This is a genomic window from Serratia sp. CY47444 (genome assembly GCF_052168635.1).
Lineage (GTDB): Bacteria > Pseudomonadota > Gammaproteobacteria > Enterobacterales > Enterobacteriaceae > Serratia > Serratia bockelmannii.
In genome coordinates this window covers 186,278-211,301 of sequence record NZ_JBJNMH010000001.1, presented here as the reverse complement: position 1 = coordinate 211,301, position 25,024 = coordinate 186,278, and the positions used below count along the sequence as shown (strand labels likewise).

At 60.0% G+C, this 25,024-nt stretch carries 22 protein-coding genes and 1 riboswitch; of the genes, 13 read left to right on the top strand and 9 right to left on the bottom strand.

Annotated features, from left to right (window positions below):
- Both fusA and ACJ8IL_RS00895 read right to left on the bottom strand, forming a co-directional pair.
- A complete protein-coding gene (gene fusA / locus ACJ8IL_RS00900) occupies positions 1 to 2,106 on the bottom strand; it encodes an elongation factor G (RefSeq protein WP_025302922.1) in 2,106 nt (701 codons plus the stop codon).
- A gap of 249 nt (positions 2,107 to 2,355) precedes the next feature.
- Complete coding sequence (locus tag ACJ8IL_RS00895) at positions 2,356 to 2,604, bottom strand: CsbD family protein (protein ID WP_016927634.1); 249 nt, start codon at positions 2,602 to 2,604, stop codon at positions 2,356 to 2,358.
- Positions 2,605 to 2,833: 229 nt separating this feature from the next.
- Between ACJ8IL_RS00895 and ACJ8IL_RS00890 the strand changes: the two genes are divergently transcribed.
- The 6 genes from ACJ8IL_RS00890 (at position 2,834) to ACJ8IL_RS00865 (ending at position 9,460) form a co-directional block, all read left to right on the top strand.
- Positions 2,834 to 4,330, top strand: a complete 1,497-nt coding sequence (locus tag ACJ8IL_RS00890) for an alpha/beta hydrolase (protein WP_025302921.1) — start codon at positions 2,834 to 2,836, stop codon at positions 4,328 to 4,330.
- Positions 4,331 to 4,511: 181 nt separating this feature from the next.
- Positions 4,512 to 6,131, top strand: coding sequence for an ABC transporter substrate-binding protein (locus ACJ8IL_RS00885; protein ID WP_043143549.1), 1,620 nt, complete (start codon positions 4,512 to 4,514; stop codon positions 6,129 to 6,131).
- A 142-nt stretch (positions 6,132 to 6,273) separates the two neighbouring features.
- Positions 6,274 to 6,447: riboswitch (M-box (ykoK) riboswitch) on the top strand.
- 75 nt (positions 6,448 to 6,522) lie between these two features.
- Positions 6,523 to 7,545 (top strand): magnesium transporter, encoded by a 1,023-nt coding sequence (locus ACJ8IL_RS00880; protein WP_025302916.1) that lies wholly within the window; start codon positions 6,523 to 6,525, stop codon positions 7,543 to 7,545.
- A gap of 132 nt (positions 7,546 to 7,677) precedes the next feature.
- Positions 7,678 to 7,770 carry a protein MgtS gene (gene mgtS, locus ACJ8IL_RS00875; RefSeq protein WP_004938109.1) on the top strand — a complete coding sequence of 31 codons (93 nt, stop codon included), beginning with the start codon at positions 7,678 to 7,680 and terminating at the stop codon, positions 7,768 to 7,770.
- A gap of 107 nt (positions 7,771 to 7,877) precedes the next feature.
- Complete coding sequence (locus tag ACJ8IL_RS00870) at positions 7,878 to 8,057, top strand: hypothetical protein (protein ID WP_025302915.1); 180 nt, start codon at positions 7,878 to 7,880, stop codon at positions 8,055 to 8,057.
- Between the two features lie 26 nt (positions 8,058 to 8,083).
- Positions 8,084 to 9,460 carry a cation diffusion facilitator family transporter gene (locus ACJ8IL_RS00865; RefSeq protein WP_060433122.1) on the top strand — a complete coding sequence of 459 codons (1,377 nt, stop codon included), beginning with the start codon at positions 8,084 to 8,086 and terminating at the stop codon, positions 9,458 to 9,460.
- Here the strand turns inward: ACJ8IL_RS00865 and ACJ8IL_RS00860 are convergent.
- The 3 genes from ACJ8IL_RS00860 to ACJ8IL_RS00850 form a co-directional block, all read right to left on the bottom strand.
- Complete coding sequence (locus ACJ8IL_RS00860; RefSeq protein ID WP_261424612.1) at positions 9,403 to 10,248, bottom strand: inositol monophosphatase family protein; 846 nt, start codon at positions 10,246 to 10,248, stop codon at positions 9,403 to 9,405. The two genes, ACJ8IL_RS00865 and ACJ8IL_RS00860, sit on opposite strands and share 58 nt — an antisense overlap.
- A 66-nt stretch (positions 10,249 to 10,314) precedes the next feature.
- Complete coding sequence (locus tag ACJ8IL_RS00855; RefSeq protein WP_308369708.1) at positions 10,315 to 10,755, bottom strand: GNAT family N-acetyltransferase; 441 nt, start codon at positions 10,753 to 10,755, stop codon at positions 10,315 to 10,317.
- 47 nt (positions 10,756 to 10,802) lie between these two features.
- Positions 10,803 to 12,533 carry an ABC-F family ATP-binding cassette domain-containing protein gene (locus ACJ8IL_RS00850; RefSeq protein ID WP_442516296.1) on the bottom strand — a complete coding sequence of 577 codons (1,731 nt, stop codon included), beginning with the start codon at positions 12,531 to 12,533 and terminating at the stop codon, positions 10,803 to 10,805.
- 450 nt (positions 12,534 to 12,983) lie between these two features.
- Between ACJ8IL_RS00850 and ACJ8IL_RS00845 the strand changes: the two genes are divergently transcribed.
- Positions 12,984 to 15,413, top strand: coding sequence for a DUF3772 domain-containing protein (locus ACJ8IL_RS00845; protein ID WP_065424061.1), 2,430 nt, complete (start codon positions 12,984 to 12,986; stop codon positions 15,411 to 15,413).
- Positions 15,414 to 15,461: 48 nt separating this feature from the next.
- On the opposite strand, the gene ACJ8IL_RS00840 is transcribed toward ACJ8IL_RS00845, so the two are convergent.
- Positions 15,462 to 15,629, bottom strand: a complete 168-nt coding sequence (locus tag ACJ8IL_RS00840; RefSeq protein ID WP_164550866.1) for a hypothetical protein — start codon at positions 15,627 to 15,629, stop codon at positions 15,462 to 15,464.
- A 375-nt stretch (positions 15,630 to 16,004) separates the two neighbouring features.
- On the opposite strand from ACJ8IL_RS00840, the gene ACJ8IL_RS00835 reads away from it, so the two are divergent.
- The 6 genes from ACJ8IL_RS00835 (at position 16,005) to ACJ8IL_RS00810 (ending at position 21,298) form a co-directional block, all read left to right on the top strand.
- Positions 16,005 to 16,466, top strand: coding sequence for a GNAT family N-acetyltransferase (locus ACJ8IL_RS00835; protein WP_147823830.1), 462 nt, complete (start codon positions 16,005 to 16,007; stop codon positions 16,464 to 16,466).
- A gap of 306 nt (positions 16,467 to 16,772) precedes the next feature.
- Positions 16,773 to 18,227, top strand: coding sequence for a GGDEF domain-containing protein (locus ACJ8IL_RS00830; protein WP_060433117.1), 1,455 nt, complete (start codon positions 16,773 to 16,775; stop codon positions 18,225 to 18,227).
- A gap of 71 nt (positions 18,228 to 18,298) precedes the next feature.
- The gene (locus tag ACJ8IL_RS00825; protein ID WP_060433116.1) at positions 18,299 to 18,649 is read left to right on the top strand and encodes a DUF1428 domain-containing protein; all 351 of its coding nucleotides are present in this window, start codon (positions 18,299 to 18,301) and stop codon (positions 18,647 to 18,649) included.
- 11 nt (positions 18,650 to 18,660) lie between these two features.
- Positions 18,661 to 19,134: a VOC family protein gene (locus ACJ8IL_RS00820; protein WP_025302904.1), complete on the top strand. Its 474-nt coding sequence runs from the start codon at positions 18,661 to 18,663 to the stop codon at positions 19,132 to 19,134.
- Positions 19,135 to 19,161: 27 nt separating this feature from the next.
- Positions 19,162 to 19,851, top strand: coding sequence for a VIT1/CCC1 transporter family protein (locus tag ACJ8IL_RS00815; RefSeq protein ID WP_060433114.1), 690 nt, complete (start codon positions 19,162 to 19,164; stop codon positions 19,849 to 19,851).
- Between the two features lie 109 nt (positions 19,852 to 19,960).
- Entirely contained in the window at positions 19,961 to 21,298 is a 1,338-nt protein-coding gene (locus ACJ8IL_RS00810) for a D-serine ammonia-lyase (protein WP_173888761.1), read from the top strand.
- Between the two features lie 48 nt (positions 21,299 to 21,346).
- On the opposite strand, the gene ACJ8IL_RS00805 is transcribed toward ACJ8IL_RS00810, so the two are convergent.
- The 3 genes from ACJ8IL_RS00805 to ACJ8IL_RS00795 all read right to left on the bottom strand — a co-directional run bounded on the left by ACJ8IL_RS00805 (position 21,347) and on the right by ACJ8IL_RS00795 (position 24,863).
- Positions 21,347 to 22,783 (bottom strand): 6-phospho-beta-glucosidase, encoded by a 1,437-nt coding sequence (locus ACJ8IL_RS00805; RefSeq protein WP_173888763.1) that lies wholly within the window; start codon positions 22,781 to 22,783, stop codon positions 21,347 to 21,349.
- Between the two features lie 130 nt (positions 22,784 to 22,913).
- Complete coding sequence (locus ACJ8IL_RS00800) at positions 22,914 to 23,648, bottom strand: MurR/RpiR family transcriptional regulator (RefSeq protein ID WP_173888764.1); 735 nt, start codon at positions 23,646 to 23,648, stop codon at positions 22,914 to 22,916.
- Positions 23,649 to 23,906: 258 nt separating this feature from the next.
- A complete protein-coding gene (locus ACJ8IL_RS00795; protein ID WP_173888855.1) occupies positions 23,907 to 24,863 on the bottom strand; it encodes a sulfonate ABC transporter substrate-binding protein in 957 nt (318 codons plus the stop codon).
- Positions 24,864 to 25,024: the final 161 nt, after the last annotated feature.

Here is a 25,024-nt window from a genome sequence, read left to right as displayed (position 1 = left end):
TTAACGCTTGCTGTGGTGAATGATCTCTTCGGCCACGTTGCGCGGCGCTTCGGCGTAGTGGCTGAACTCCATGGTGTAGGTGGCGCGGCCCTGCGACATCGATCGCAGGGTCGTCGAGTAGCCGAACATCTCGGACAGCGGCACCTTGGCGCGAATTTCCTTGCCGCCGCCGCCCGGGATCTCTTCCATGCCTTGCACCAGACCGCGGCGTGAGGAGAGGTCGCCCATCACGTTGCCGGCGTAATCTTCCGGCGTTTCCACTTCTACCGACATGATCGGCTCAAGGATCACCGGATCCGCCAGGCGGCAGGCCTCCTTGAAGCCGAAGATCGCCGCCATGCGGAACGCCTGTTCCGACGAGTCGACGTCATGGTAAGAACCGAAGGTCAGGTGTACCTTGACGTCCACCACCTGATAACCGGCCAGCACGCCGTTATTGAGCGCCTCGAGCACGCCTTTTTTCACCGCCGGGATAAATTCGCCCGGAATGACGCCGCCCTTGATCTCATCGAAGAATTCGAAGCCTTTGCCGGGGTCGTTGGGTTCGACGGTCAGCACCACGTGGCCGTATTGCCCTTTACCGCCGGACTGGCGCACGAACTTGCCTTCCACGTCGGTTACCCGTTTGCGGATGGTTTCGCGGTACGACACCTGCGGCTTGCCGGTGGTAGTCTCCACCCCGAACTCGCGGCGCATGCGATCGACGATGATCTCCAGGTGCAGCTCGCCCATGCCGTAGATAATGGTCTGGCCGGATTCTTCATCGGTGCGCACGCGGAACGACGGATCTTCCGAAGAGAGCCGCTGCAGCGCAATGCCCATTTTCTCCTGGTCGCCCTTGGTCTTCGGCTCGATCGCTTGGGCTATCACCGGCTCGGGGAAGGTCATGCGCTCCAGCGTGATGATGGCGCCAGGGTCGCACAGCGTATCGCCGGTGGTGACGTCCTTCAGGCCGACGCAGGCGGCGATGTCGCCGGCGTGCAGTTCGTCGATGTCCTTACGATCGTTGGCGTGCATCTGCACGATGCGGCCGATGCGCTCCTTTTTGCCCTTGATTGGGTTGTAAACGCTGCTGCCTTTGGCCAGCACCCCGGAGTAGACGCGCACGAAGGTGAGTTGGCCGACGAACGGATCGGTCATCAGTTTGAACGCCAGCGCCGAGAATTTTTCGTTGTCGTCGGCTTTGCGAGTGATGATTTCATCATGTTCACCGTGGCCTTCCATCGGCGGCACGTCGAGCGGCGAGGGCATCAGTTCAATTACCGCGTCCAGCATGCGCTGCACCCCTTTGTTGCGGAACGCCGACCCGCACAGCATCGGCTGGATTTCGCCGGCGACGGTGCGCACCCGCAGCCCGTGAACGATCTCCTCTTCGCTCAGCGGCACCTGGTTGAGGTATTTCTCCATCAGTTCTTCCGACGCTTCGGCGGCGGCCTCAATCATGTTTTCACGCCACTCCTGTGCCGAGTCGCGCAGCTCTGCCGGGATCTCTTCGAAGCTGAAGTTCATGCCCTGCGAGGCCTCGTCCCACAGAATGGCTTTCATCCGCACCAGATCCACCACGCCGCTGAAGTGATCTTCGGCGCCGATAGGGATAACGATAGGCACCGGGTTGGCTTTCAGGCGCTCGATCATCATTTTGCGCACGCGGAAAAAATCCGCGCCGATGCGGTCCATCTTGTTGACGAACGCCAGCCGCGGCACTTTGTACTTGTTGGCCTGGCGCCAGACGGTTTCCGACTGCGGCTGCACGCCGCCCACCGAGTCATAGACCATCACGGCGCCGTCCAGCACGCGCATCGAACGCTCCACTTCAATGGTGAAATCGACGTGCCCGGGGGTGTCGATGATATTGATGCGATGCTGCGGATAATTATGCTGCATGCCGTTCCAGAAGCAGGTGGTGGCCGCCGAGGTGATGGTGATGCCACGCTCTTGTTCCTGCGCCATCCAGTCCATGGTCGCCGCGCCGTCATGCACTTCACCCAGCTTGTGGCTGACCCCGGTGTAAAACAGAATCCGCTCGGTGGTGGTGGTCTTGCCGGCATCGATATGCGCGGAGATGCCGATATTGCGGTAACGTTCGATAGGGGTGGTGCGAGCCATAATTAACCTTTCTTAGCCGCATGAAGGAGAGCGGCTTAAACAGCATGGATAATGATGATAATCCTCATAGGGTTATCCGCCGGATTGCAGAGCCTCGCTCTGGTCACAAACTAATCGTAGTTGAAGGCGTTAGTTTTTTTAAGCGATGGCTGTGATAGATGAAAGTTTGCGCGCATAACGGCGCCGGTGCAGAAAAGGGCGAAAAAAAAGGCCCGTAACGGGCCTGTTGTCGTAGGGCGCATTCGCCGCTTATTTGCGGCCCAGCAGGAAGCCGAAAACGATGCCGACCGCTGCCGCAACGGCTACGCCGGCCAGCGGGTTGGCTTCCACCTGCGTTCTTACGCTGTCCGCTGCGTCACGGGCGGCATAGCTGGCCTGGGAGGCGTATTTGCGCGCCGCGCCGCGCACCTGATGCTCCGGCGAATCAACGGCTTTGCCGAACGCTTCTTGTACCGCGCCTGCGGCTTCATTGGCTTTGTCTTCCGCTTTACCAAACATGCTGCTCTCCTGTTCCTTGTGGGTTAACGAACACTAAGCCTAGCAGGTGAATGGCATTTTTTGCAGCATTCTGTGCGTTATAAGATCAATCTGAGCAAAGAAAAGTCTTTCCATACGCACGGCGTCGGCTTCACCCGCGCGTTTTTTTATGTTCTATTGGCTAGCGGTTTAACCGAGTATCTTTACCCTTTTACCCTTTGACCGATTCGTTGAGTTGAAAGGACTCCCCATGTCAGTACTGCGTATTCTGGCGCTGTTCGCCGCGACCGCCGCCGCGTTGCCCGCCCTGGCCAAGCCGGCGGCTCACGGCATGGCGGTCGAGAACGGCATTCGTTGGCAATCTTGTCTCAACAGCGGTTTTCAGCGCTGGTTCGATGAGGCGCCACCGCCGGGGCTGCGCTGCGGTTACCTCGAGGTGCCGTTAGCCTACGCCACGCCGCCCGCCCATGCGGCGCAGGCGGGCGAACAGACCGTGCGTCTGGCACTGACCCTGCAGCCCGCCACCGGGCCGAAAAAGGGCAGCGTAGTAATGATCAGCGGGGGCCCAGGCCTGCCGGGCATCAACCCCTATCTGGGCAACGACGCCCACGTCGCCAAGCTGCGAAAATCCTACGACATCATCGGTTACGATCCGCGCGGCGTCGGTCAGTCGACGCCGAAAATCTCCTGCCAGCTGGCCGAAGGCGACGAAACCCCGACGCCGGACGATAACGACGTGGCCGGCGCGGAGAATCAGACGCGCACCCTGATTGCCGCCTGCATCAAACAGACCGGCGCGGACGTGTTGCAACACATCGGCACCGACGAGGCGGTCAACGATCTGAACGCAATCCGCCACGCGCTGGGCGAACCGGGGCTGACGGCGGTGGCATACTCTTACGGCACCAAGGTGGCGGCGCTGTATGCCGAACGTTTTCCGAAGAAGACGCGCGCGCTGGTGCTGGACGGGGTGGTGGATCTGGCGGAGGACGATTTCACCCAGCGCATGAACCAGGAGCGGGGCTTCCAGCAAAGCTTCCTGCGCTTCGCCGCCTACTGCGGCAAAACCGACAGCTGCCAGCTGGGCGGCGGCGCTAATCAGGCGCTGCAGCGCTATCATGCCTTACTGCGCAAGCTGCACGATCAACCGTTCGTTACCGCCGCGGGCTATGAAATCTCCGCCGACGATGTGCTGACGGTCACGCGTTCGCTGCTGCTGTGGCCGGAGCGCTGGCATGAGCTGGCGACCGTGCTGCGTCAACTCGATGCCGGCATCGCCGGGCAGCAGGTTTCCGATCTGATTGACGAAAGCTATTCGCCGGATGCCGATGATGCCCTGAACGTCATCACTTGCGCCGACGTCGCCAACCCGACGGCCGATCCGCAGCAGTTGCGCAGGCAGCGGCAGGAGATCAATACCGCCGCTTTGTACGCTCACTACCTGCCGCTACACGAGTATCCGCTGGAAATGTGCGATCTATGGCCGTACCGCGGCAAAGATCGGCCGCACACCCCGGTGGCGTCCGCCGCGCTGCCGCCGCTGCTGTTCGTCGCCCAGCGCTACGATCCGACCACGCCGTACCGCAACGCCCAGGTGATGGCCGCCGCCTTTAAAAGCCCGCTGATCACCCGCGAACGCGACGGACATACGCTGGCGCTGAACGGCATCGACAGCTGCGTTGACGAAAGCGTGGTGGAGTATCTGCTGGCGCCGAAAAAGCCGCGCCGCGACAAGGTTTGCCGCTGAGGAGGCCGGGGGCAGCCCGGCCTCTTTTCTTGTTTACCTCCGTTCTTTCGCCACTATTTCGTTGATAATGAAAGAAATTCAACACCGCTTTTGGTTATGACTCATAGCGATTAATGATTTAATTTATTCCACTGCCTCATTGCATATTGAACGCGATAAAACACTCATCAGGGATATCGACGTGAAATATTCATTCAATGGCAAGAAATTGGCTGGTTTAATCATCCTGGCTTTTAACGCGACGGTCGCACAGGCGGCCGAGGTGCCGGCGGGCGCTAAACTGGCGGCGGCGCAAGAACTGGTGCGCGCCAACGGGTATGAACCGGCGACGCTGGATCCAAACCTGGCCGAGAGCAATGTGGAGTTCTACATCTTCAACGATCTGTTCGAAGGCTTGCTGCGCGTCGGAAAAGACGGCGAAGTGATCCCGGCGCTGGCACAGAAGTGGGAGCACCAGGGCAACGTCTGGACTTTCCATCTGCGGCCGCAGGCCAAGTGGTCGAACGGCGATCCGGTCACCGCCGACGATTTCGTCTACAGTTGGCAGCGTCTCACCGATCCGAAAACCGCGTCGCCGTACGGCAGCTATCTGGCTTCGGCCTACGTGCTGAACGCGGCGGCGATCAACGCCGGCAGCAAGCCACCGAGCGAGCTGGGCGTCAAGGCGCTGGATGCGCACACCCTGCAGGTGACGCTGTCGGAGCCCAACTCCTATCTGCTCAAACAACTGGTGCATTTTCCGGTCTTGCCGGTTAACCGCAAGGTGGTGGAGCAGTACGGCAAAAACTGGACTCAACCGGCGCATTTTGTCGGCAACGGCGCGTTCCGCCTCAGCCAGTGGGTGGTGAACGAAAAGGTGGTGGTGGAACGCAATCCGCAGTATTGGGACAACGCCAACACCGTGCTCAACAAGGTGACGTTCTTGCCGATACAGGGATTCCCGGAAGTGGCGCGTTTTCGCGCCGGCGAGGTGGAATTGGGGTATACCACGCCGCCGGAGCTGTATCAGCAGCTGAAAAAAACGCTCGGTGAGCAACAGCTGGTGACCTATCCGCTGCTCTCCACCAGCTATTTCGCCTTCAACAACCGCCAGGCGCCGTTCAACGACGTGCGGGTGCGTCAGGCGCTGAATCTGGCGCTGGATAAAGAGATCATCGCCGGCAAGGTGCTGGGATATGGCCAGCAGCCGGCCTGGACCTTTACCCCAACGGGGGCGGGCGGCTATCGCCTGCAGCCCGGCGCCGCGGCCGGCTGGACGCCGGAACAACGGCACGCCCAGGCGAAGCAACTGCTGGCGCAGGCCGGTTTCAACGCCGAGCATCCGCTGCGCTTTACCGTGCTGTACAGTAACGACGCCACCATCAAGAAGATCGTCATTGCCGCCGCCGCCATGTGGAAAAAGAACCTCGGGGTAGAGGCCACCTTGCAAAGCCAGGAGCGTAAAGTGACGCTGGATAATATCAACCGCGGGCAGTACGGCGTGGCCTTTACTCGATGGCTGGCGGATTACAACGATCCGTCTACTTTCCTGAACGTGTTCCGTTCCGACAGCAGCGAAAACAGCCCCAAATACCGCAATCCGGAGTACGACCGCATTCTGCATCAGGCGACGGCGGCGCCGACACCGCAGCAGGTGCAGCAGTATTTCCAGCAGGCCGAGGCGGTGCTGGCCGTCGATACGCCGGTCGCGCCGGTGTACTACGAAGCCAACGCCACGCTGGTCAAACCTTACGTGAAGGGGATCGACTTTACCCGTCAGGGCGCGCTATACGATAAAAACGTCTACATTCTCGCGCACTGAGAAATAAAAAAACGGCTGATTTATATCAGCCGTTTTTATAGATTCACATTTAATAAAATTATCCTAAATACTCCATAAACGACGGGCAATCTTTTCTTCCCGCCGGATAAAACAACGCCTATACTGCGCCGGTAGTTTATATGCAGTATCTCGTTTGGCGAGGCTCCTATACAAACACAGGTTACTGATCTGACGACATCGAGAGATGCCCAAGGTTAAGACAGGCTTTATCGGATTAAGGTTCAGCCCAAAGTAACTTCCGAGCAACAATTCGGATACGTTGTATAGTGCTAAAACCTGGACGCGGAGATAGGCAGTCTGCACTCCCTCTGTGGTTACGCCCCTATGCGATTCGCTGTTGAAGTTCACAACAGAAATAGGGACTGACAAAATGATCAAGTCACATCAATACTCTTCTTCTCCGGCGCTGCGCGCGACTGAAACTCTCGATGAAACTTCAGTTGCCGGTTATATGAACGCCGATTTTATTACCGTTCCCGCGACGATGACGGTCACGCATGCCCGGGAATATTTACTTTCGCAGCTAAAAACGGACGAAATTCCCACCCGGGTCTTTATTACCGCGGACGACTATCATTTGCGCGGCACGCTGTCGGTGAAAAAACTGCTGCAGTGCGACGATGAGGATAAAGCGGTCGGCGTAATGATGGATTACAGCTATTTCCAGGTTTCACCCGACGACGATCGCAATGACGTGGCGCATCTGCTGGGCAAAGGCGGTTTGGACGTGGTGCCGGTCGTGGCGAACAACACGCTGGTCGGCGTGCTGGGCGAGCGCGAGATCGCTCGGCTGGTCGAAGATGAAAACACCGAAGACGCGCAGCGTCAGGGCGCGAGCCTGCCGCTGGACAAGCCTTATCTGGAGACCAGCCCGTGGGCGCTGTGGCGCAAACGCTCGGTGTGGCTGCTGATGTTGTTCGTGGCCGAAGCTTACACCGGCAACGTGCTGAAAGCGTTTGAAGATCAGCTCGAAGCGGCGATTGCGCTGGCGTTCTTCATCCCGTTGCTGATCGGCACCGGCGGCAACAGCGGCACCCAGATCACCTCGACGCTGGTGCGTGCTATGGCGCTGGGCGAGGTCAGCCTGCGCAATCTGGGCGCGGTGATCCGCAAAGAGGTCACGACCTCGCTGCTGATCGCCGTCACCATCGGTCTGGCGGCCTGGGTGCGCGCCTGGATCATGGGCGTCGGCATGGAGGTGACGCTGGTGGTCAGCCTGTCGCTGGTGGCGATCACCGTGTGGAGCGCCATTGTTTCGTCGATCATTCCGATGCTGCTGAAACGGCTCGGTATCGATCCGGCGGTGGTGTCGGCGCCGTTTATCGCCACCTTTATCGACGGCACCGGCCTGATTATTTATTTCAAAATCGCCCAGCACGTCCTGGGAATTTAAACGGGTCCCGCGCTTGAAAGCGCGGGAATGTTGCCAAAAAGAGGAGGACGTTAAAAAACCATGGATACCGACCAACCCCGATATTTAACGCAAGGGGCTTTTATCGATAACATTTAACCTGAGGACAAAATAATGGGAAACATGACTATTTTTATGGGATTCCTGGCAATGATCAGCTCGCTGGGCCTGTTGGCGGCCTATATGAGCACCAAATGGGATGATTGATGAACGCTAAAGATCCGCCTAGATGCATCCTCCCCGTAACCGCTATTTATTATGGGGAGGATTTAGTGGCGCGCTGAACGCGCGGCCTGATACGGGAGTTGATAATAATGACGATTCTTATTTTGGGATTGCTCTACGCCATTTTAATGATCTCGGTGGGCGTTAATGAGATTTATTTTTATTCCACCGGAAAATCCAATTTTCTTACTAGCCTCATGCTGACATTCTCTGGCAGTATGCTGCTGATCGCCTTTGTCTGGCAATTATCCGCTAAAGTAAAAAAATAAATCACCGTCTGAATGTGAGCAGCATCATGCAGAATGAAAAACAGGCCGTGGCCAGAAACTCGATGATTGCCAGCGGGGTGCTGGCCACGGGCAAATTCGTCGCCGGCATTTTTACCGGCAGTATTGGCCTGATATCCGAAGGGATCCACTCTTTCACCGATTTTATCGCCACCAGCATCACTTGGCTGGCGGTGCGCATCAGCGATAAACCCGCCGATGACGATCACCACTTCGGCCACGGCAAAGTGGAAAACCTGGCGGCGCTGTTCGAAGTGCTGTTGTTGCTGGGCGCCGCCGGTTGGATTGTCTATGAGGCGGGCAGCAGCCTGCTCGGGCAACCGCATGAGATCGTCGCGGCGCCGGTGGTGATCGCGGTGTTGCTGATCTCCATCTGCGTCGATTTCTTCCGCGTGCGGGCGCTCAACCGCGTCGCCAAAGCCACCGACAGCGCGGCGCTGGAGGCGGATGCGCTGCATTTCTTCTCCGACATGCTTTCATCCGGCGTGGTGCTGCTGGGCATGGTGTTTGTGCTGCTAGGCTTTGGCCGTGCGGACGCCATCGCCGCGCTGATCGTCGCCGGTTTTATCTTTGTCGCCGCAATCAAGCTCGGTAAACGCTCCTTCGACTCGTTGATGGATACTGCGCCCGCCGGAGCCACCGAAGCGATTCGCGCCACGCTGGACAGCTTTCCGGCGGTGCTGGCCTGCGACAGCGTGCGCATTCGCAACGCCGGCGCCGTAATGTTTGTCGAGATCACGGTGGCGGTGTGCCGCACCTTGCCGCTGGAGCGCATCGATACGTTGAAGCGAGAAATCATCGAACGGCTGCGGGAGCAGTACGCCAGGGCGGAATTCACTGTCATCGCGGTGCCGCAGACCCGCAGCGACGAAGACATGGCGACGCGCATTCGGGCGATTGCCGCCAACCACGGCGCGCAGGTGCAGAATGTGACCTTGCAGCAGTTGCCGACGCGTATGGCGATCGGCATGGATTTGGCGGTGCCGGCCCACGTCAGCGTGGCGCAGGCGCATGACATCGCCACGGAGATAGAAGGGATCCTGCGCCAGGCGATCGGCGAAGACACTGAAATAGAGACGCACCTGGAGCCGCAGACGCCGCACTGGCTGACCAGCGAGGATGTCGATGCGGTGGAGCTGGCCGCTATTCGCCGTATCCTGCAATCGGCGCTGGAGCAGGGGGAGAATGTGCAAGACGTACACAACATCCGTGCGCGCAAGACCGACGGCGGCATCATCGTCAACTTCCACTGCCGCGTGTCGCCGGTGGTCACCATCGCCGCCGCGCACGATGCGGTCGATCGGGTCGAGCGGCGGCTGCGCGCGCTTTATCCGGCCATCACGCGCGCGATAGGGCACGTCGAGCCGATCAAGCCCGGCATTTGAATCAGCGCGGCCAACTGCGGATAGAGCACCGCGTTGGCCAGCAGCAGCGGGTTGCCGCGCCGCAGCCCGTTGTTGTGCATAAAGTCATTCGCCACGCCGCCGGCTTCGCGCGTCAGCACCAGTCCAGGCAGACTGTCCCAGGCATTCATGTGCGGTTCGTAATAGCCCAGCAGCCGTCCGGCGGCCACCTGGGCGGTCATCAACGCGCCGGAGCCGCTGCGCACAAACATTCCTCCCGCCTGCAGCAGGCGACAGAGAAAGCCGCTGAATTCCGCCGCCGAGGCGCGCGATGATATCCCGACGCCCATCACGCCATCCGCAACGCTGCGCCCGGCATGCACGCCTATCGGTTCCCCGTTGAGGAAGGCGCCGCCGCCGCGGCAGGCGCGGAACATCTCGCGGTGGTTGGGATCGTAGACCACACCGATCGTCGGCTCGCCGTCGATCACCACGCCTATCGCGATACACCAGGTATGCAATCCGTTCAGGAAGCAGGCGGTGCCATCGATAGGATCGACGACCCAAACGCAGGCGGCGTGCTCGCCGCTGCTGCCGCTCTCTTCGCCGAGAAAGCCATCCTGGGGAAACCGGCGATTGATCATGCGGCGGATCAGCGCTTCGACGCGGCGGTCGGCTTCGCTGACCACGTCCTGCAGCCCCTGTTTAAACTCGACCGCCAGGCTTTGCCGCCGTTGATAAAAACTGAAAGCGAGATCGGCGGCGGCGCGGGCGATCTCACGCGCGAAGCGGTAGCGCGTTTCGATATCCTGTGGGGAAAGTAACGGCATGGCAGGCTCGATAACAAAGAATGAATCGACTTACTCTGCCATAAAAGAATGAACGTAATGTGTCGTTCAACGCGGCGGATAATAAAAACGTAGCAGTATCAGGGCGTCGTGGGCTGAAAGCGGTTCGGTCTTGGCCTCGGCCGGTATTACCGAGCGCCAAAACGCCAGCCCGCGCGGATTATCCTGGCTGACCGACAGCGACCAACCGCCGGGATGCTGCGCGAACAAGGAATGAGCGGCCCGTTGTCCCAGCCCGTTGCGTCGCCATTCGGGTTTGATGTAGAACTCCGCCATTTCGACGGTGGCGCTATCCAGACGCCTGACCAACGCGAAACCGGCGGTTTGCCGATCGCTCAACATCAAATAAGGGTAGCGGCCGACCTCGCGCCAGTAGAGCGGCAGATAGGGGTAATCTCCATCGGCGCCCAACTCGCGAAGGCAATCGGACAGCATGGCCGCCAGCAGTGGCCGCTGCGAGAGTGAGGCTTGCTCAAGGGAAAATGCCATGTCGCACTCCATCAAAAAACAGGCCGCCGGATGGCGGCCTGTCAAGGTTAGCCCAGATGCAACCGGGCGGTGATGTCGGCAATCTCGCGGCGCCAGCGCGCCTGAAGCTCCGGTTTCTGGTGCTTCGGCTTGCGCGCCTGGTCGGCCTCCAATTTGCTTTCGAGGGCAAACAGGGCGGTCAACAGCGCTTCTTCGCCTTCCAATCGATCGTCCGGCGTCGGGCCATCAGCATTAGCCCTGTCCGCCGTCGGCAGTGCCGGCGCTTCGCCCGCCAGGCGCTGATACACCGGCGCCAGATCGTGCCACTCCTCCAGTTTTTGCTGGTCGATCAGCCAAAAGCGGTTGCAGCTCTGTTCGATCAGCATCCTGTCGTGGGTAACCAGCATGACGGCGCCGGGGAACTGGCGCAGTGTTTCCGCCAGCTCCTCTTTGCCCGCCATGTCCAGGTGGTTGGTGGGCTCGTCCAGCAGCAGCAGCGAATGGTTGGCCAGCGTCAGACCGACGAACAGCAGCCGCGAACGCTCGCCACCGCTCAGCGAACGGATCTGCTGATGGTGGCGCAGGTAAGGAAAACCGGCGCCGATCAGCGCCAGTTTCCGCTGTTCCTCGGTCAGCGGTGCAAACTGCGCCAACGCGTCGCTCAACGTGTCTTCATCGCGCAGCTGTTGCAGGCTCTGATCGTAATAGCCGATGCGCACGCGCGGATGGAACAGCGCCGGGCGCTCCGTTTGTTGCTGATACTCACGCCACAACAGGCGCAGCAGCGACGATTTACCGCAGCCGTTGCGCCCGACGATGGCGATGCGATCGCCGCTTTTCACGCGCAGATGTTCGAGGCTGAACAGCACCGGCGCATCCGGCGCCGGGCGCACCGCCCAGTGCGGCAGCGCCAGCAGGCGATCGGCGTCCAGCGCTTCTCCCTGCAGCCGCAGCCGCCACGGGCTGCCGGCGGTCAGGGTGGTCTGTTCTTCCTTCAACCGATCGACGCGCTTCTCCATTTGCTTGGCCTTGCGCGCCAGATCTTCGTTGTCGTAGACCTTGCCCCAGGTCGCCAGGCGTTTGGCGCTTTTTTCCACCCGGTCTATCTCTTTCTGCTCGGCGTAGCGCCGCTGTTCGTCCGCGGCGTCCTGTTCCGCCAGCGCGGTGCGCGCCGCAGAGCAGGGCAAACGGAAGAACTGCACCGTTTTGTCGCGCAGGATCCAGGTGCAGTTAGTCACCTGATCGAGCAGGTAGCGATCGTGCGACACCAGCACGAAGCTGCCGGCCCAGCTGCGCAAGAACTGTTCCAGCCACAGCAGCGTGGGCAGGTCCAGGTGGTTGCTGGGTTCGTCGAGCAACAGCAGATCGGGTTGGCGGATCAACGCGCGCGCCAACAGCAGCCGCGTATGCTGGCCGCCGCTGAGGGTGCCGGCGGTCAACGTCCAGCTCGCCGGTTCAAACCCCAGCTCGGCCAGTAACGCTTCACAGCGCCAGCGTTCACTGAGGTGTTGGCCCGCAGGCAGCCGCGCCAGCACCGCATCCAGCAGGGTGCTGGCGTGCAGCTCCGGCGGCAGGTGCTGCTCGATGCGCGCCATCAGACATTGGTGTGACAATGTCACCGTTCCGGTGTGCGCAGGTAGGTCGCCGCTGAGAATTTGCAGCAGGGTGCTTTTGCCGCAGCCGTTATCGCCGATCAAACCGATGCGGTCGCCTTTTTTCAGGCTGAAGGAAATCTCGCTCAGCAGGACGCCGAACGCGTTGTCGTAACCGACAGATTGTGCAGACAGTAATGTGCTCATTGCTTACTCAAGAGTTACAGGCATGACAATGCCTATCGTCAAACATCGCTGACGATAACCCGGTAAGCCGGAGGGAAGATCCTGGATTTTAGTAAGCTTCGCTCAAGCTGGGTTATCGCAGCGCGATACCGGTAATGCTTGAGCGGCGACGATTACCAAAGAAGTGTGAGTGAAAAACCAATTCACACGTCAGCATAGTAAGTCTCCTTTTATTGGTTGCAGGTTAATCGGTGGCTGGAGTATAGAGCGCTTTATGCCGTATCGCCAGTGTAAAAGCGCCTGAATAATCAGCAGGCTAAGGCGAGCACGGGCGCGTGGCACACAATGGGAATAATTACTGTATTTCGGCCGACATTAAGCAGCTATTATAATTAGCGTTTATGGTTAAGCGACGGTTCATCCGCCGCCTTTTCGTCTGTCTATCAGATAATGATGCTGAGCACTGAATTTATGTTAAAGCCCCGTTCGTTCCTGCTGTTGTTGTTATTGCTGTTGGGTTTGCAGCTGACGCCGCTCGGCGCCGTCGCCGCCCCCCAGGATGATCCCACCGCCGAAAGCGCGCCCGATCCCGCTACGCAGCTGAAAGCCGCGCAAAAGCAGTTGGACAGCATGAAGCAGCTGGTTTCAAAGGCTACCACCGACACCCAGCTCAGCAAGCTGCGGCTGGCGACCGACGATCTGGTCGCCAGCATGGATAAATTGTCTGCCGATCTGCAGCCGCTGCAGGAAAAACTGCAGGCACAGCTGGACGTGCTGGGGCCGGCCCCGGCGGCCGGCGCGCTGCCGGAAACCCCGGCTGTCGCCCAGCAGCGTAATGCGCTGAACAGCAGCAAGAAGCAGCTGGACGATGCGGTAAAACGCGCGCAGGCCATCAAGACCAGCGCTTTCGACCTGGGGCAGCAGATCAGCGATCTGCGCCGGGTAGCGTTTAAAACCCAACTGGCGCTGAACACCGGCAGCATTTTGGGCGTCAAATTCTGGACGCCGGTGGTGCAGCCGTCAGCGGATGACGTGCAGCGGCTGGACCAGTTCAACGCCGAGATGAAAGCGGCCTGGGACGCCAGTTGGCAGGACGAATGGCGTTACGGCACGCTGGCGTTGCTGGCGCTGGCGGTGATCGTCTGGTCCTGGGGGCGCTATTTGTCCGAGCGTTTCCTCGCCTGGGTCAGCATTCGCTTCCTGCCGGACGGGCGCCTGCGCCGCAGCTTTATGGCGATCATCACCGTGGCCGTGACGGTGTTCACTACCTCGATCGCGCTGAATTTGCTGTATTACGTTTTTATCCGCGTGCAGCCGCTGCCGGTGATGCTGGAAGACTTCGCCGAAGGCTTTAACCGTCTGGGGATTTTCTGCGCGCTGATCGCCGGGCTGGGGCGTGCGGCGCTGTCGCTGAATCGTCCGTCGTGGCGTTTGGCTTCGCTGGACAATGAAGTGGCCGCCGGGCTGCGTTACTTCTCGCCGCTGCTGGCCGGTCTGGCGCTGGCGTTCGGCACCGTTGAGCTGATCAACAACGTCGTCAGCGCCTCATTGGCCACCACCATCTTCGGCAACGGCCTGGTAGCGGGATTGATCGGCATGGTGCTGCTGGCGGCGCCGCTGCGCGGCCAGCGCATTCGTCGCCGTCTGGAGCAGCAGGGCGCGCACCTGGAAAAACGCACGCTGGTCGGCGGGCTGGTGCATATCGTCACCCTGGTGTGTTCGGTGGTGATCCTGCTTTCCTTGCTTGTGGGTTACATCGCCTTCGCCCGCTTCCTGACCTACCAGCTGATCTGGGTGGTGCTGGTGCTGATGGCGTTCTACTTCATGGTGTTGTTCGCCACTGACCTGTGCGCCGCGCTGTTTTCGCCGCAGACCGTCAGCGGCAAGATGCTGAAGAAAACGCTCAGCTTCAAGGATCGCCATCTGGAGCAGGTGGCGATCATCACCACCGCGCTGGCCAAATGTTCGCTGTTGCTGTTGATGATCGTCGCGTTGTTCAACGGCTCGTTCGGCAGCACCACGCCAGGCTCGCTGATGGAGAAAATCGTCTCGATCCTGACCGGCGAAGGCTTGCAGCGTTTCAACATCGTGCCCGGCAACCTGCTCAACGCCGTGATCTGTCTGGCGATCGGTATCTACATTCTGCGCGCGGTGCGGCGCTGGCTGGGCTCTGAGCTGCTGCCGAAAACCATTTCGGACGTCGGCATCCGGGCCTCGCTGGTGACGCTGTTCAGCAATATCGGTTATGTGCTGGTGATTCTGATCACCCTGGCGGCGCTCGGCATCCAGTGGAGCAACCTGGCGTGGATCGTCAGCGCCTTGTCGGTCGGTATCGGTTTCGGTTTACAGGAGATCGTGAAGAACTTTATTTCCGGCCTGATCCTGCTAACCGAGCGCCCGGTGAAGGTCGGGGATATGATCGGCATCGGCGGCGTGGAAGGCGACGTGCGGCGCATCAACGTGCGCGCCACCGAAATCCAGCTCAGCGACCGTTCCACCATGATCGTACCGAACTCGCAGCTGATCTCGCAGAACGTGCGCAACGCCACCATGGGCAACGCGCAAGGGGTAGTGACCATCGCGCTGACGTTCCCGACCTCGATCGATCCGGAGCAGGTGCGCAATATCTTGCTCAGCGCCTATAACGAGTACGAAACCATTCTGGAGACGCCGGCACCTTATGTGCGCTTTAGCCAGCTGGGGCCGGACGGTATTATCCTGAGCGTGACTGGCTACGTGCCGAGCCCGCGCATGGTCGGCGCCACCAAGAGCGAATTGCTGTTCAATATCCTCAAGCTGCTGCGCGCGCAGGAAGTGAGCCTGTCCAGCCCGCAAGAAGTGGTGTTTATGAAACAGCAGGCGACGCGGTATCAGGCCAACGAAGAGGAACATTCCTCCTAATCCAGCCCTGAGGCGGCGGGCCGTTAAGTGACGGCCCGCCGAACGTGGCTAGTACATCGACGGTTCCACCGATTGCGAGCAGTCGCTGTTGGCGCTGGATTTGGTGCAGGTGTAAGGTTCATTCGGCGATGCCGAAGGCGCATTCGATGGGCCGCCGCCTCCGCCGATACAACCGCTCAGCATCAGCATCAAAAACACGAGAATTATCTTCTTCATCTCACCGTCCTCCATTGCGATTCCTCCCTTAAGTATATGTCGGGAAAGCGAACGGCACCGCTCACCGGTGCAATCTATACTCCTTTGATAACGTTTCGGCGCACAACGGCGGCGAACGAGGAGGGAAAGATGCAAACCGACGACGATTTGACCCACTTTGCCGCGCAGGGCATGCCGCCTACCTGAGCGACAGCATCCCCGGCGCCCGTCTGGTTACGCTGCCGGGCGTCAGCCACTTCGTGCCGCTGCAGTGGCCGGTGTTGTTCAACCGCGCGCGGCTGGATTTTCTCGCCGGTGTGATGCCGCCGCCTGCACGCTGACGTTCGCTGTTCTATGCTGGAGGCGGGGCATTTTGACATCATCGAAGAGGACATCATGAGCGAAAGCATCGTGGTCAGGTCGCTGGAAGCGCGGGATTACACCGCCTGGCTGGCGCTGTGGCAAGGGTATAACGCATTTTACGGCCGTGAGGGGGGAACGGCGCTGCCGGACGACGTGACGCAGGCCACCTGGCGACGCTTTCTCGACGCCTACGAACCGATGTTTGCGCTGGTCGCGGAACATCAGGGCCAGGTGGTGGGGTTGACGCACTATATCCTCCACCGCAGCACCTCTCAACTTCAGCCAAATTGCTATCTGCAGGATCTGTTTACCGCGGAGGCGATGCGCGGCAAAGGGGTGGCGAGGGCGCTGATCGCGGCGGTCTATGAGCGTGCGCAGCAGTTGGGGTTGCCGCGAGTTTACTGGAATACCCACGAAACCAACCAGACCGCCATGCGGCTGTATGATCGGGTGGCAGAGCGCCCCGGTTTTGTGATGTACCGCAAGGCGCTTTGACGTGGGGTGAATTGCCCAATCTTATTTTGCTTTTTAGGGAAAAGGCGGCGTTTATTGCGGGTAACGGGCCACCCGGAGCTCGGGATGTTAAAAGTGAGGCGCCCAATTCAGCAGTTTCTGCGTTAGAAGGGTGGTGTCGTCAATATATTGATACACAAATATATTTTTCCTAGATGAATAAACAGGTGTCTGGGCCGGCAAAACTGGCAATAATAGGCGGATCGGCCGTTTATACTCTCCTCACCGTCGATGGTTGTGACACGAAAAGACGGTCACTTTATGCTGGCGCAAGTCTCTGGATCCAAGATGCAAACCACTTCGTTGTCCGATACCCGTAAAATCTGGCCCGCACTCACCGTTTTTTTGTTGGTGTTCGCGGTTTGCTTGTTGGGCATCGTGAGCCGTCCCGTCGGATTTTTGGCGGTATTCTGGCCGGCAAACGCCGTACTGCTGGCCGTTCTGGTGCGCCGCCCGCAGTGGGCCACGCGCGCCGGTTGGAGCATGGCGGTGTTGGGGTATCTGGCGGCGGATCTGCTGACTGGCAGCTTGCTGGAAAAGGCGCTGTTGCTGAACGCCGCCAATCTGATCGGCGTAGTGGTAGGGTATCTGTTGTTCATGCGCCTGCCGCCGCCGGCGCGTACGCTGCAGCGTGGCGCTTCCAGCATGTATTTGTTCGGTATCTGCCTGGCCGCTGCTGCCGCTACCGGCGTTGTGGGCGCGGGGGCCTCGCAGTGGCTGTTCGGCCGGCCCTATTTGACCTCGCTGGTGCTGTGGTTCTCTTCTGAATTTACCAACTACGTCACGCTGATGCCGTTCATTCTGGCGTTTCCCGCCGATTGGCGGCATAGGCTGCGCGCGTCCTGCAACATGGTGACGCAGCGCAGCCAGTGGCCGATTGCGGGGCAAAAACTGGTGGTGTTAGCGCTGCTGGTGCTGGCGGCGGTTTGCAGCGTGCTGATCGGCGGCCCCGGCGCGGTGATTTTTCCAATGCCGGTGCTGCTGTGGCTGGCGATGTCCTTTTCGCTCTTCAGCACTATGATCGCGGTGCTGGCCTATGTGCTGTGGTGCCATCTGGCGATCGATTTCGGGTTGCTTAGCACCACGCTCGACATGAAGGTGCCGCAGAACGCGGTATCGATGCGCTTGGGCATCGCGTTGCTGGCGCTGGGGCCCATCGCGGTGGCCAGCATGAACTATGCGCGCAACGCGCTGCTGCGCACGTTGGAGCACGTGGCGAATCACGATGCGCTGACCCACGTGTTGACGCGCAATGCGTTTATGCAGCGCGGCGAGCGGGTGATCGACCAGAAAGGCGAGCTGGTGTGCGTCATGATGCTCGACATCGACTATTTCAAATCGATTAATGATCGTTTCGGCCACGACGGTGGCGATCAGGCGCTGATGGCGTTTACCCGCGCCATCGCCACCGATCTGAACGTCAACGATCTGTTCGGCCGCATGGGCGGCGAAGAGTTCGCCATCGTCTCGACGCTCGGCCAGCCGCAGCAAGGATGGCAATTGGCCGAACGCCTGCGGCAACGCATCGAAACGGAGTCTATCCTCATGCCGGCCGGGCATCCGCTGCAGATCACCGTCAGCATCGGCATGGTGACCTGCCCAGGCGGTTCCGGCCATAGCCTGGCTGACCTGCTCAAACTGGCGGACCTGGCGGTATACAAAGCGAAAAATGCCGGCCGTAACCGGGTTGCCACGCCGGAATCTTATCCGCCCAACGATCCGAGCCACACGCCCGCCGTCTAAACTGGTAGGAGGCACGGGCAACGTCGCCCGTGCTGAACCGACGGTCCTTAATCAGACAAGAGGATGCCAGAATGAAATACGTAGACGGGTTTGTGGTGGCGGTACCGGCCGCCAATAAGGAGGCCTATCACCGGTTGGCGGCCGCAGCGGCGCCGCTGTTCAAAGAGTTTGGCGCCACGCGCATCGTGGAATGTTGGGGCGATGACGTGCCCGACGGCAAACTTACCGACTTTCGCGGCGCGGTGAAAGCCCAGGAAGACGAAGTGGTGGTGTTCAGTTGGATAGAGTACCCCTCCAAGACGGTACGCGACGCCGCCAACGAAAAAATGATGAACGACCCGCGCATGAAAGCGCTGGGCGAGATGCCGTTCGACGGCAAACGCATGATCTTCGGCGGTTTCGCTCCGATCCTCGATGCGTAAAGGAGGCACAGATGGCCAGAATTACGCAACATCTGTGGTTTGAAAAAGACATGGAAGCGGCGCTGAATTGCTATGTCGCGTTGATCCCCGGTTCGTCCGTGAACTGGTTTTCCGAGCTGCCGGCGGATACGCCGAGCGGCCCGGCCGGCAGCGTGAAGCTGGCTTCCTTCACGTTGGGCGACCAGCGCTATGCGGCGATCGAAGCCGGGCCGTTGGATCCGTTCAATCACAGCTTCTCCGTGATGGTGGAATGTGACGATCAGGCGGAGGTCGACAGGCTGTGGGGCGCGTTGAGCGAGGGCGGCGAGGCGGAGCAGTGCGGCTGGCTGCGCGATCGCTGGGGGCTGTGCTGGCAAATTGTGCCGCGGCGCCTGACGGAGTTGATGAACGATCCCGACGCCGCCCGCGTGCGGCGTGTCACGGAAGCGATGCTGTTGATGGGCAAAATCGACATCGCCGGGTTGGAAGCGGCGGCGCGCGAGTAGTGCAACGCTCACTGAGGGAGAGAACGGATGCACCGAGAACGGCACAGTATTGAACGCATCGGCTGGCTGCGGGCGGCGGTGCTCGGCGCCAACGACGGCATCGTTTCAACGGCCAGCCTGCTGCTGGGCGTCGCGGCGGCCAGCGCCTCGCATTCCGCGCTGATGATCGCCGGTGTCGCCGGGTGGGTGGCCGGCGCAATGTCGATGGCCACCGGCGAGTATGTGTCGGTCTCATCGCAGGCGGATACCGAAAAGGCCGCGCTGGCGGAGGAACAGGCGGAACTGCTTGAAGACTACCCGGGGGAGTTTCGCGAACTGACGTCAATCTACGTGCATCGCGGTCTGGATCCGGCGTTGGCCCGGCAGGTGGCGGAAAAGCTGATGGCGCATGATGCGCTGGAGGCCCACGCGCGCGACGAGCTGGGCATTTCCTCTGCCACCCGCGCCCGGCCGCTGCAGGCCGCGTTGGCGTCGGCCCTCAGTTTCTCTCTCGGCGCGCTGTTGCCTCTGCTGGTGGCGCTGCGGGTACCGGTCGCCTGGACGCGGCCGGCGCTGGTGGCGTCGGCGCTGATTTCCCTCGGCATTCTCGGCGGCATCGCCGCGAAAACCGGCGGGGCGCCGATCTTGCCGGGCGTGGCGCGCATCCTCATCTGGAGCGCACTGGCGATGGCGGTTTCTTCCGGCGTCGGCCTGCTGTTTGGCGTGACGGCCGGCTAACGTCGCACTTGCATCAATCTATTGCACCTCAAGCTCAGAATTTATCATTTGTCAGCCGCCGGCGTTCGCGGCAAGGTGACGGCAACGCCAACCTCAGTCAGGGACACTTATGCAGAAATCACAGATCCTATCGTGGGTCGCCCAGCATCCGCTGTTGCAACGCATGGTCGCGCTAGAGCCGATCACCTGGTTCAATCCACGCGCGACAACGCTGGCCGCAGGCTTGCCCCACGTCGGGTTGACCGCCGCCGACGTCGCCGACGCGGAGCAGCGCCTGGCGCGCTTCGCGCCTTATCTCGCCGCGGCCTTCCCGGAAACCCAACCCACAAAGGGGATCATCGAATCCGAGCTGGTGGCGATCCCTGCCATGCAGCTCGCGTTGGATCGGCGCTATGGGCAGACGTTGGGCGGACGCCTGCTGTTGAAAAAGGACAGCCATCTGCCGATTTCCGGTTCAATCAAGGCGCGCGGCGGCATCTATGAGGTGCTGAAGCACGCGGAAAAGCTGGCGCTGGAGGCGGGGCTGCTGCACACCGGCGACGACTACGCCCGGCTGTTTTCCGACGAGTTCCGTCAATTCTTCAGCCAGTACCGCATCGCCGTCGGATCGACCGGCAATCTGGGATTATCCATCGGCATCATCAGCGCCCGGTTGGGGTTTGACGTCAGCGTGCACATGTCGGCGGATGCGCGAGAGTGGAAAAAACAGAAGCTGCGCGAAAATGGCGTGACGGTGGTGGAGTACGCCGACGATTACGGCGTGGCGGTCGAACAAGGGCGCAAACAGGCGGCGGACGATCCGAGTTGCTTCTTTATCGATGATGAAAACTCGCAAACCCTGTTCCTCGGCTACGCGGTGGCCGGCGGTCGCCTGAAGCGGCAATTTGCCGAACAGGGCATTGTGGTGGACGCGCAGCATCCGCTGTTCGTGTATCTGCCGTGCGGCGTTGGCGGCGGGCCGGGCGGTGTGGCCTTTGGCCTCAAGCTGGCGTTCGGCGATCACGTTCACTGCATTTTTGCCGAACCGACCCATTCGCCCTGCATGCTGCTCGGCGTCTACAGCGGGTTGCATGACGGCATTGCGGTGCAAGATCTCGGCATCGACAACCGCACGGCGGCGGACGGGCTGGCGGTGGGGCGCGCCTCCGGCTTTGTCGGCCGGGCGATGGAACGTCTGCTGAACGCGTTTTACACTCTCAGCGATGAAGAGATGTTTGCGCTGCTCGGGTTGTTGGACCGGTACGAGCATATCCAACTGGAGCCGTCCGCGTTGGCGGGCATGGCCGGACCGTGGCGCGTTGCCGCCCATGCGAAGGCGCTCAGCGAGCAAGGCATCAGCGCCGAGCACCTGGCGCAGGCGACGCATCTGGTGTGGGCGACCGGCGGCGGCATGGTGCCGTCGGCGGAAATGGCGACGTACCTCGCCGCCGGGCAGGCGGCGGAGTAAGGCACAGTAAAAAGGGGCGAAAATCGCCCCTGATTGTCTGTCGTGCGGTTACAGCTGTTCGCCGTTGCTGGCGATCACCTGGCGATACCAGTCGAAGCTTTTCTTGCGCGAACGTTCGAGCGTGCCGGTACCGTCGTCGTGTTTGTCGACGTAGATGAACCCGTAGCGTTTGCTGTACTCACCGGTGGTGAACGACACGCAGTCGATGCAGCCCCACGGCGTGTAGCCGATCAGATCTACACCGTCTTCAATCACCGCTTTCTTCATCTCTTCGATATGGGCGCGCAGATAGTCGATGCGATAGTCATCGTTGATCTGGCCGTCCGCCTCCACCTTGTCGAAGGCGCCGAAGCCGTTTTCCACGATAAACAGCGGCTTCTGGTAACGTTCATACAGCACGTTCAGCGAATAGCGCAGCCCGACCGGATCGATCTGCCAGCCCCAGTCGGAGGCCTTGACGTGCGGGTTCGGCACGTTGCCCGGGAAGCCGAACATGCCGCCGCTGCCGTCCACCGCGTTGGCCTGCAGCGCGTTGCTCATGTAATAGCTGAAACCGATGTAGTCAGTACAGCCCTCGCGCAGGATCTGCGCGTCCTGCGGCTGCATCTCGATCTTCAGCCCTTTGCGTTCCCAATCGCGCAGCAGGTAGCTTGGGTAGTAGCCGCGCATCTGCACGTCGGTATACAGATAGCGCTGGTGCATCGCTTCCACGGCGTACATCACGTCGTCCGGTTTACAGGAATAAGGATAGAACGGCACGCAGGCCAGCATGCAGCCGATTTTGAATTCCGGGTTGATCTGATGGCCGAGTTTGACCACCTGCGCGCTGGCGACGAACTGGTGGTGCAACACCTGGTACAGCGCCTGTTCCGGGTTGTCTTCCTGGGTGTAATCCACGCCGGAACAGCAGTAGCCGAACAGCGGGTAGCGGTAGTTGCTCTGGTTGTTGATCTCGTTGAAGGTCATCCAGTACTTCACTTTTTCGCGGTAGCGACGCATCACCACCTCGCTAAAGCGCACGAAGAACTCCACCACCCGGCGATTTTTCCAGCCGCCGTAAGCTTTCACCAAATGGTAAGGCATTTCGAAGTGGGACAGGGTGATCACCGGCTGAATACCGTATTTCAGCAGTTCGTCGAACAGGTCGTCGTAAAACTGCAGGCCGGCCTCGTTCGGCGTCGCTTCGTCGCCGTTCGGGAAAATGCGCGTCCAGGCGATCGAGGTGCGAAAACACTTGAAGCCCATCTCGGCGAACAGTGCCACGTCCTGCTTGTAGCGGCCGTAGAAGTCCACCGCTTCGTGGTTGGGGTAACGATAGCCGTCGAGCACGCCGTCGGTCATCACGCGATCCACGCCGTGCGAGCCGCCGGACAGCACGTCGGCGATGCTTGGCCCTTTGCCGCCCCGATCCCAACCGCCTTCAACCTGGTGCGCGGCGACCGCGCCCCCCCACAGAAAATCCTTCGGCAACTGTTTCATCGTCAATGTCTCATCGGTTTATTTAATGAAGGGTAATAACGCTGCGTTGAGAACAGAGTAGCAAGACCGAAAGAAATGTCACGATATAACAAATCACCGTGAAAAGTGATTTGTCACAATAAAAAAACAGCCTGTTTTATTTTTCCGAATTAATATGCCCGAGCCGTTTGCCGATGGTTTCAATAATGTAAAGTACGGGGATCTGCGTGGTAATATTGTGATGCCCGCCGATCAAATGCTGCGGAACGTGGTAGGAGAGGTTGAAGTCCGCCAGCCGCGCCAGCGAAGAGGTTTCGTTGTTGGTGATGCTGATGATCTTGCAGTGGTGCAGGCTGAACTGGCTGGCCAAACGCAGGATCTCTTCGGTCTCACCAGAAACCGACAGCATGATCGCCACCGCGTTTTTATACATATCGCTGTTGACGGGATAATAAGGATCGTCGATATGGGTGCTGAATTTCCCGACGTTGGAAAAGAAACGCGCGCCATATTTCCCCAATGCGCCCGACGTACTGATGCCGACGAAAATAATTCGCTCGGCGGCGGCGATATGTTGCACCGCCTGATCGATCAGCTGATTAAATTCTTCGTTGCTGATGCTTTTAAAAAAGCTGAGGATTTCGCCGATGCCAGAATCGACCGGTGGCGCATCGGTTTGTTCCAGATACAGCTTGAAACGAATGCGAAATTCCGAATAGCCGTCACAGCCCATTTTCTTGCAAAACCGCAGCACGGTGGTGGTGGAGACGCCGGCGGCCTCGGCCAGCTCGCGGATGGTCATGTACATCACTTGATTCTTGTGTTTGCTGACGTAGGTATAAACCATCAGCTCCAGGGCGTTGAGCTCGGCGATTGCTTTATGGGTAAACATGAGTCGGTCCGGCGGCTGAAAACGGGAAGCTTATCTGCGGGTTAACATAGCAAAATTCACCGCCGCTGGCACTGCCGGGCAAAAAGAAAAGCCGCACCAGTCAGGCGCGGCCCAGGGTTCACGACGAACAAATTAAAGCAAAACGTTCCGGAAGACATGCCATGAAAACGCGTTTCATCACACAGGGTTAGCATAGGTCAGCTTATTCCGGTGGCAAAATGCCGGTTTCTGCTTTCTAAAGCCAAAGCGCGGCAAAGGCTATGGCGTCTCGGGTTTATCTTCGGACCAGCGGGCGGCGTTGACGTCCACCTTAACCGGCAGCAGCCCGATGGCGGTGAATTTATCCGCCAACTGCTGTTGCTGCCTGAACACCTCCGGCGACATGCGCTGGCTGCCGAACGGCATGCGGGCGATGGCTCTGGCCCAAATGGCCTGATCCAGGCCGGTGCTCTGAGCGAGGATCGCCGCCGCTTCCTGCGGATGGCCGTTGGCCCAGTCGCTCAGCACGCCGAGCTGTTGAATCACCTGCTTGGCGCTGTCCGGGTAGGTTTCGGCAAAGCGGCGGCTGGCGAGATAGAAGGTGTAGTGCGGCACGAGGCCTTCCGCGTCTTTCAGCCGACGGGCGTTGGCATGGGTTTCCACCTCGGCGTAGTAGGGATCCCAAATCACCCAGGCGTCGACGCTGCCGCGCTGGAAGGCGGCGCGGGCATCGCTCGGCGGCAGATAGACCGGCGTGATGTCCTTGTAGCTCAAGCCGGCCTGTTCCAGCGCGCTCACCAGCAGGTAATTGACGTCAGACCCTTTGTTCAACGCCACGCGTTTCCGTTTCAGATCGGCCACGGAGCGGATCGCCGAATCCTGCGGCACCACGATGGCTTCGGTTTTCGGGCTGGGCGGCGAATGCGCCAAATAAACCAGATCGGCCTTGGCGGCTTGCGCGAAGGCCGGCGGAGCGTCGCCGGTCGCCGCCAGATCGATGCTGCCGACGTTCAACCCTTCCAACATCTGTGGGCCGGCGGGGAATTCTATCCAGCGAACCTTGATACCCTGCGGCTCCAGGGTTTTTTCCAGCGTACCGCGGTATTTCAGCAGCGCAAAAATGTTGGCTTTTTGGTAACCGATGGTGATTTGCTGCAGTTTCTCCTGCGCGCCGGCCGGCAGGCTAAACAGCCCGAGCAGCAGGGCGGCGATCAGCGGCGTTGTGAGTTTTCTCATCATGATCTTCCGATAGGCGAAGTGAACGGTAGCGATGACGCGCTGGGCGTAACGCCATGAAACGGCATTTAAATTTTCCTGCGGCGGGATAAGGGCGATGATAATGAGCGGCGCAGTGGCGTGTAAAGCGCCCGCTTATGCTGAATAATGCCTTGCTTAGC

What these genes read in the sequence shown, in the direction of transcription:
- fusA (WP_025302922.1), bottom strand. Translation starts at nt 2,106, where the DNA reads ATGGCTCGCACCACCCCTATCGAACGTTACCGCAATATCGGCATCTCC.
- ACJ8IL_RS00895 (WP_016927634.1), bottom strand. Translation starts at nt 2,604, where the DNA reads ATGTTTGGTAAAGCGGAAGACAAAGCCAATGAAGCCGCAGGCGCGGTA.
- ACJ8IL_RS00890 (WP_025302921.1), top strand. Translation starts at nt 2,834, where the DNA reads ATGTCAGTACTGCGTATTCTGGCGCTGTTCGCCGCGACCGCCGCCGCG.
- ACJ8IL_RS00880 (WP_025302916.1), top strand. Translation starts at nt 6,523, where the DNA reads ATGATCAAGTCACATCAATACTCTTCTTCTCCGGCGCTGCGCGCGACT.
- mgtS (WP_004938109.1), top strand. Translation starts at nt 7,678, where the DNA reads ATGGGAAACATGACTATTTTTATGGGATTCCTGGCAATGATCAGCTCG.
- ACJ8IL_RS00870 (WP_025302915.1), top strand. Translation starts at nt 7,878, where the DNA reads ATGACGATTCTTATTTTGGGATTGCTCTACGCCATTTTAATGATCTCG.
- ACJ8IL_RS00865 (WP_060433122.1), top strand. Translation starts at nt 8,084, where the DNA reads ATGCAGAATGAAAAACAGGCCGTGGCCAGAAACTCGATGATTGCCAGC.
- ACJ8IL_RS00860 (WP_261424612.1), bottom strand. Translation starts at nt 10,248, where the DNA reads ATGCCGTTACTTTCCCCACAGGATATCGAAACGCGCTACCGCTTCGCG.
- ACJ8IL_RS00855 (WP_308369708.1), bottom strand. Translation starts at nt 10,755, where the DNA reads ATGGCATTTTCCCTTGAGCAAGCCTCACTCTCGCAGCGGCCACTGCTG.
- ACJ8IL_RS00850 (WP_442516296.1), bottom strand. Translation starts at nt 12,533, where the DNA reads ATGAGCACATTACTGTCTGCACAATCTGTCGGTTACGACAACGCGTTC.
- ACJ8IL_RS00845 (WP_065424061.1), top strand. Translation starts at nt 12,984, where the DNA reads ATGTTAAAGCCCCGTTCGTTCCTGCTGTTGTTGTTATTGCTGTTGGGT.
- ACJ8IL_RS00840 (WP_164550866.1), bottom strand. Translation starts at nt 15,629, where the DNA reads ATGAAGAAGATAATTCTCGTGTTTTTGATGCTGATGCTGAGCGGTTGT.
- ACJ8IL_RS00835 (WP_147823830.1), top strand. Translation starts at nt 16,005, where the DNA reads ATGAGCGAAAGCATCGTGGTCAGGTCGCTGGAAGCGCGGGATTACACC.
- ACJ8IL_RS00830 (WP_060433117.1), top strand. Translation starts at nt 16,773, where the DNA reads ATGCAAACCACTTCGTTGTCCGATACCCGTAAAATCTGGCCCGCACTC.
- ACJ8IL_RS00825 (WP_060433116.1), top strand. Translation starts at nt 18,299, where the DNA reads ATGAAATACGTAGACGGGTTTGTGGTGGCGGTACCGGCCGCCAATAAG.
- ACJ8IL_RS00820 (WP_025302904.1), top strand. Translation starts at nt 18,661, where the DNA reads ATGGCCAGAATTACGCAACATCTGTGGTTTGAAAAAGACATGGAAGCG.
- ACJ8IL_RS00815 (WP_060433114.1), top strand. Translation starts at nt 19,162, where the DNA reads ATGCACCGAGAACGGCACAGTATTGAACGCATCGGCTGGCTGCGGGCG.
- ACJ8IL_RS00810 (WP_173888761.1), top strand. Translation starts at nt 19,961, where the DNA reads ATGCAGAAATCACAGATCCTATCGTGGGTCGCCCAGCATCCGCTGTTG.
- ACJ8IL_RS00800 (WP_173888764.1), bottom strand. Translation starts at nt 23,648, where the DNA reads ATGTTTACCCATAAAGCAATCGCCGAGCTCAACGCCCTGGAGCTGATG.
- ACJ8IL_RS00795 (WP_173888855.1), bottom strand. Translation starts at nt 24,863, where the DNA reads ATGAGAAAACTCACAACGCCGCTGATCGCCGCCCTGCTGCTCGGGCTG.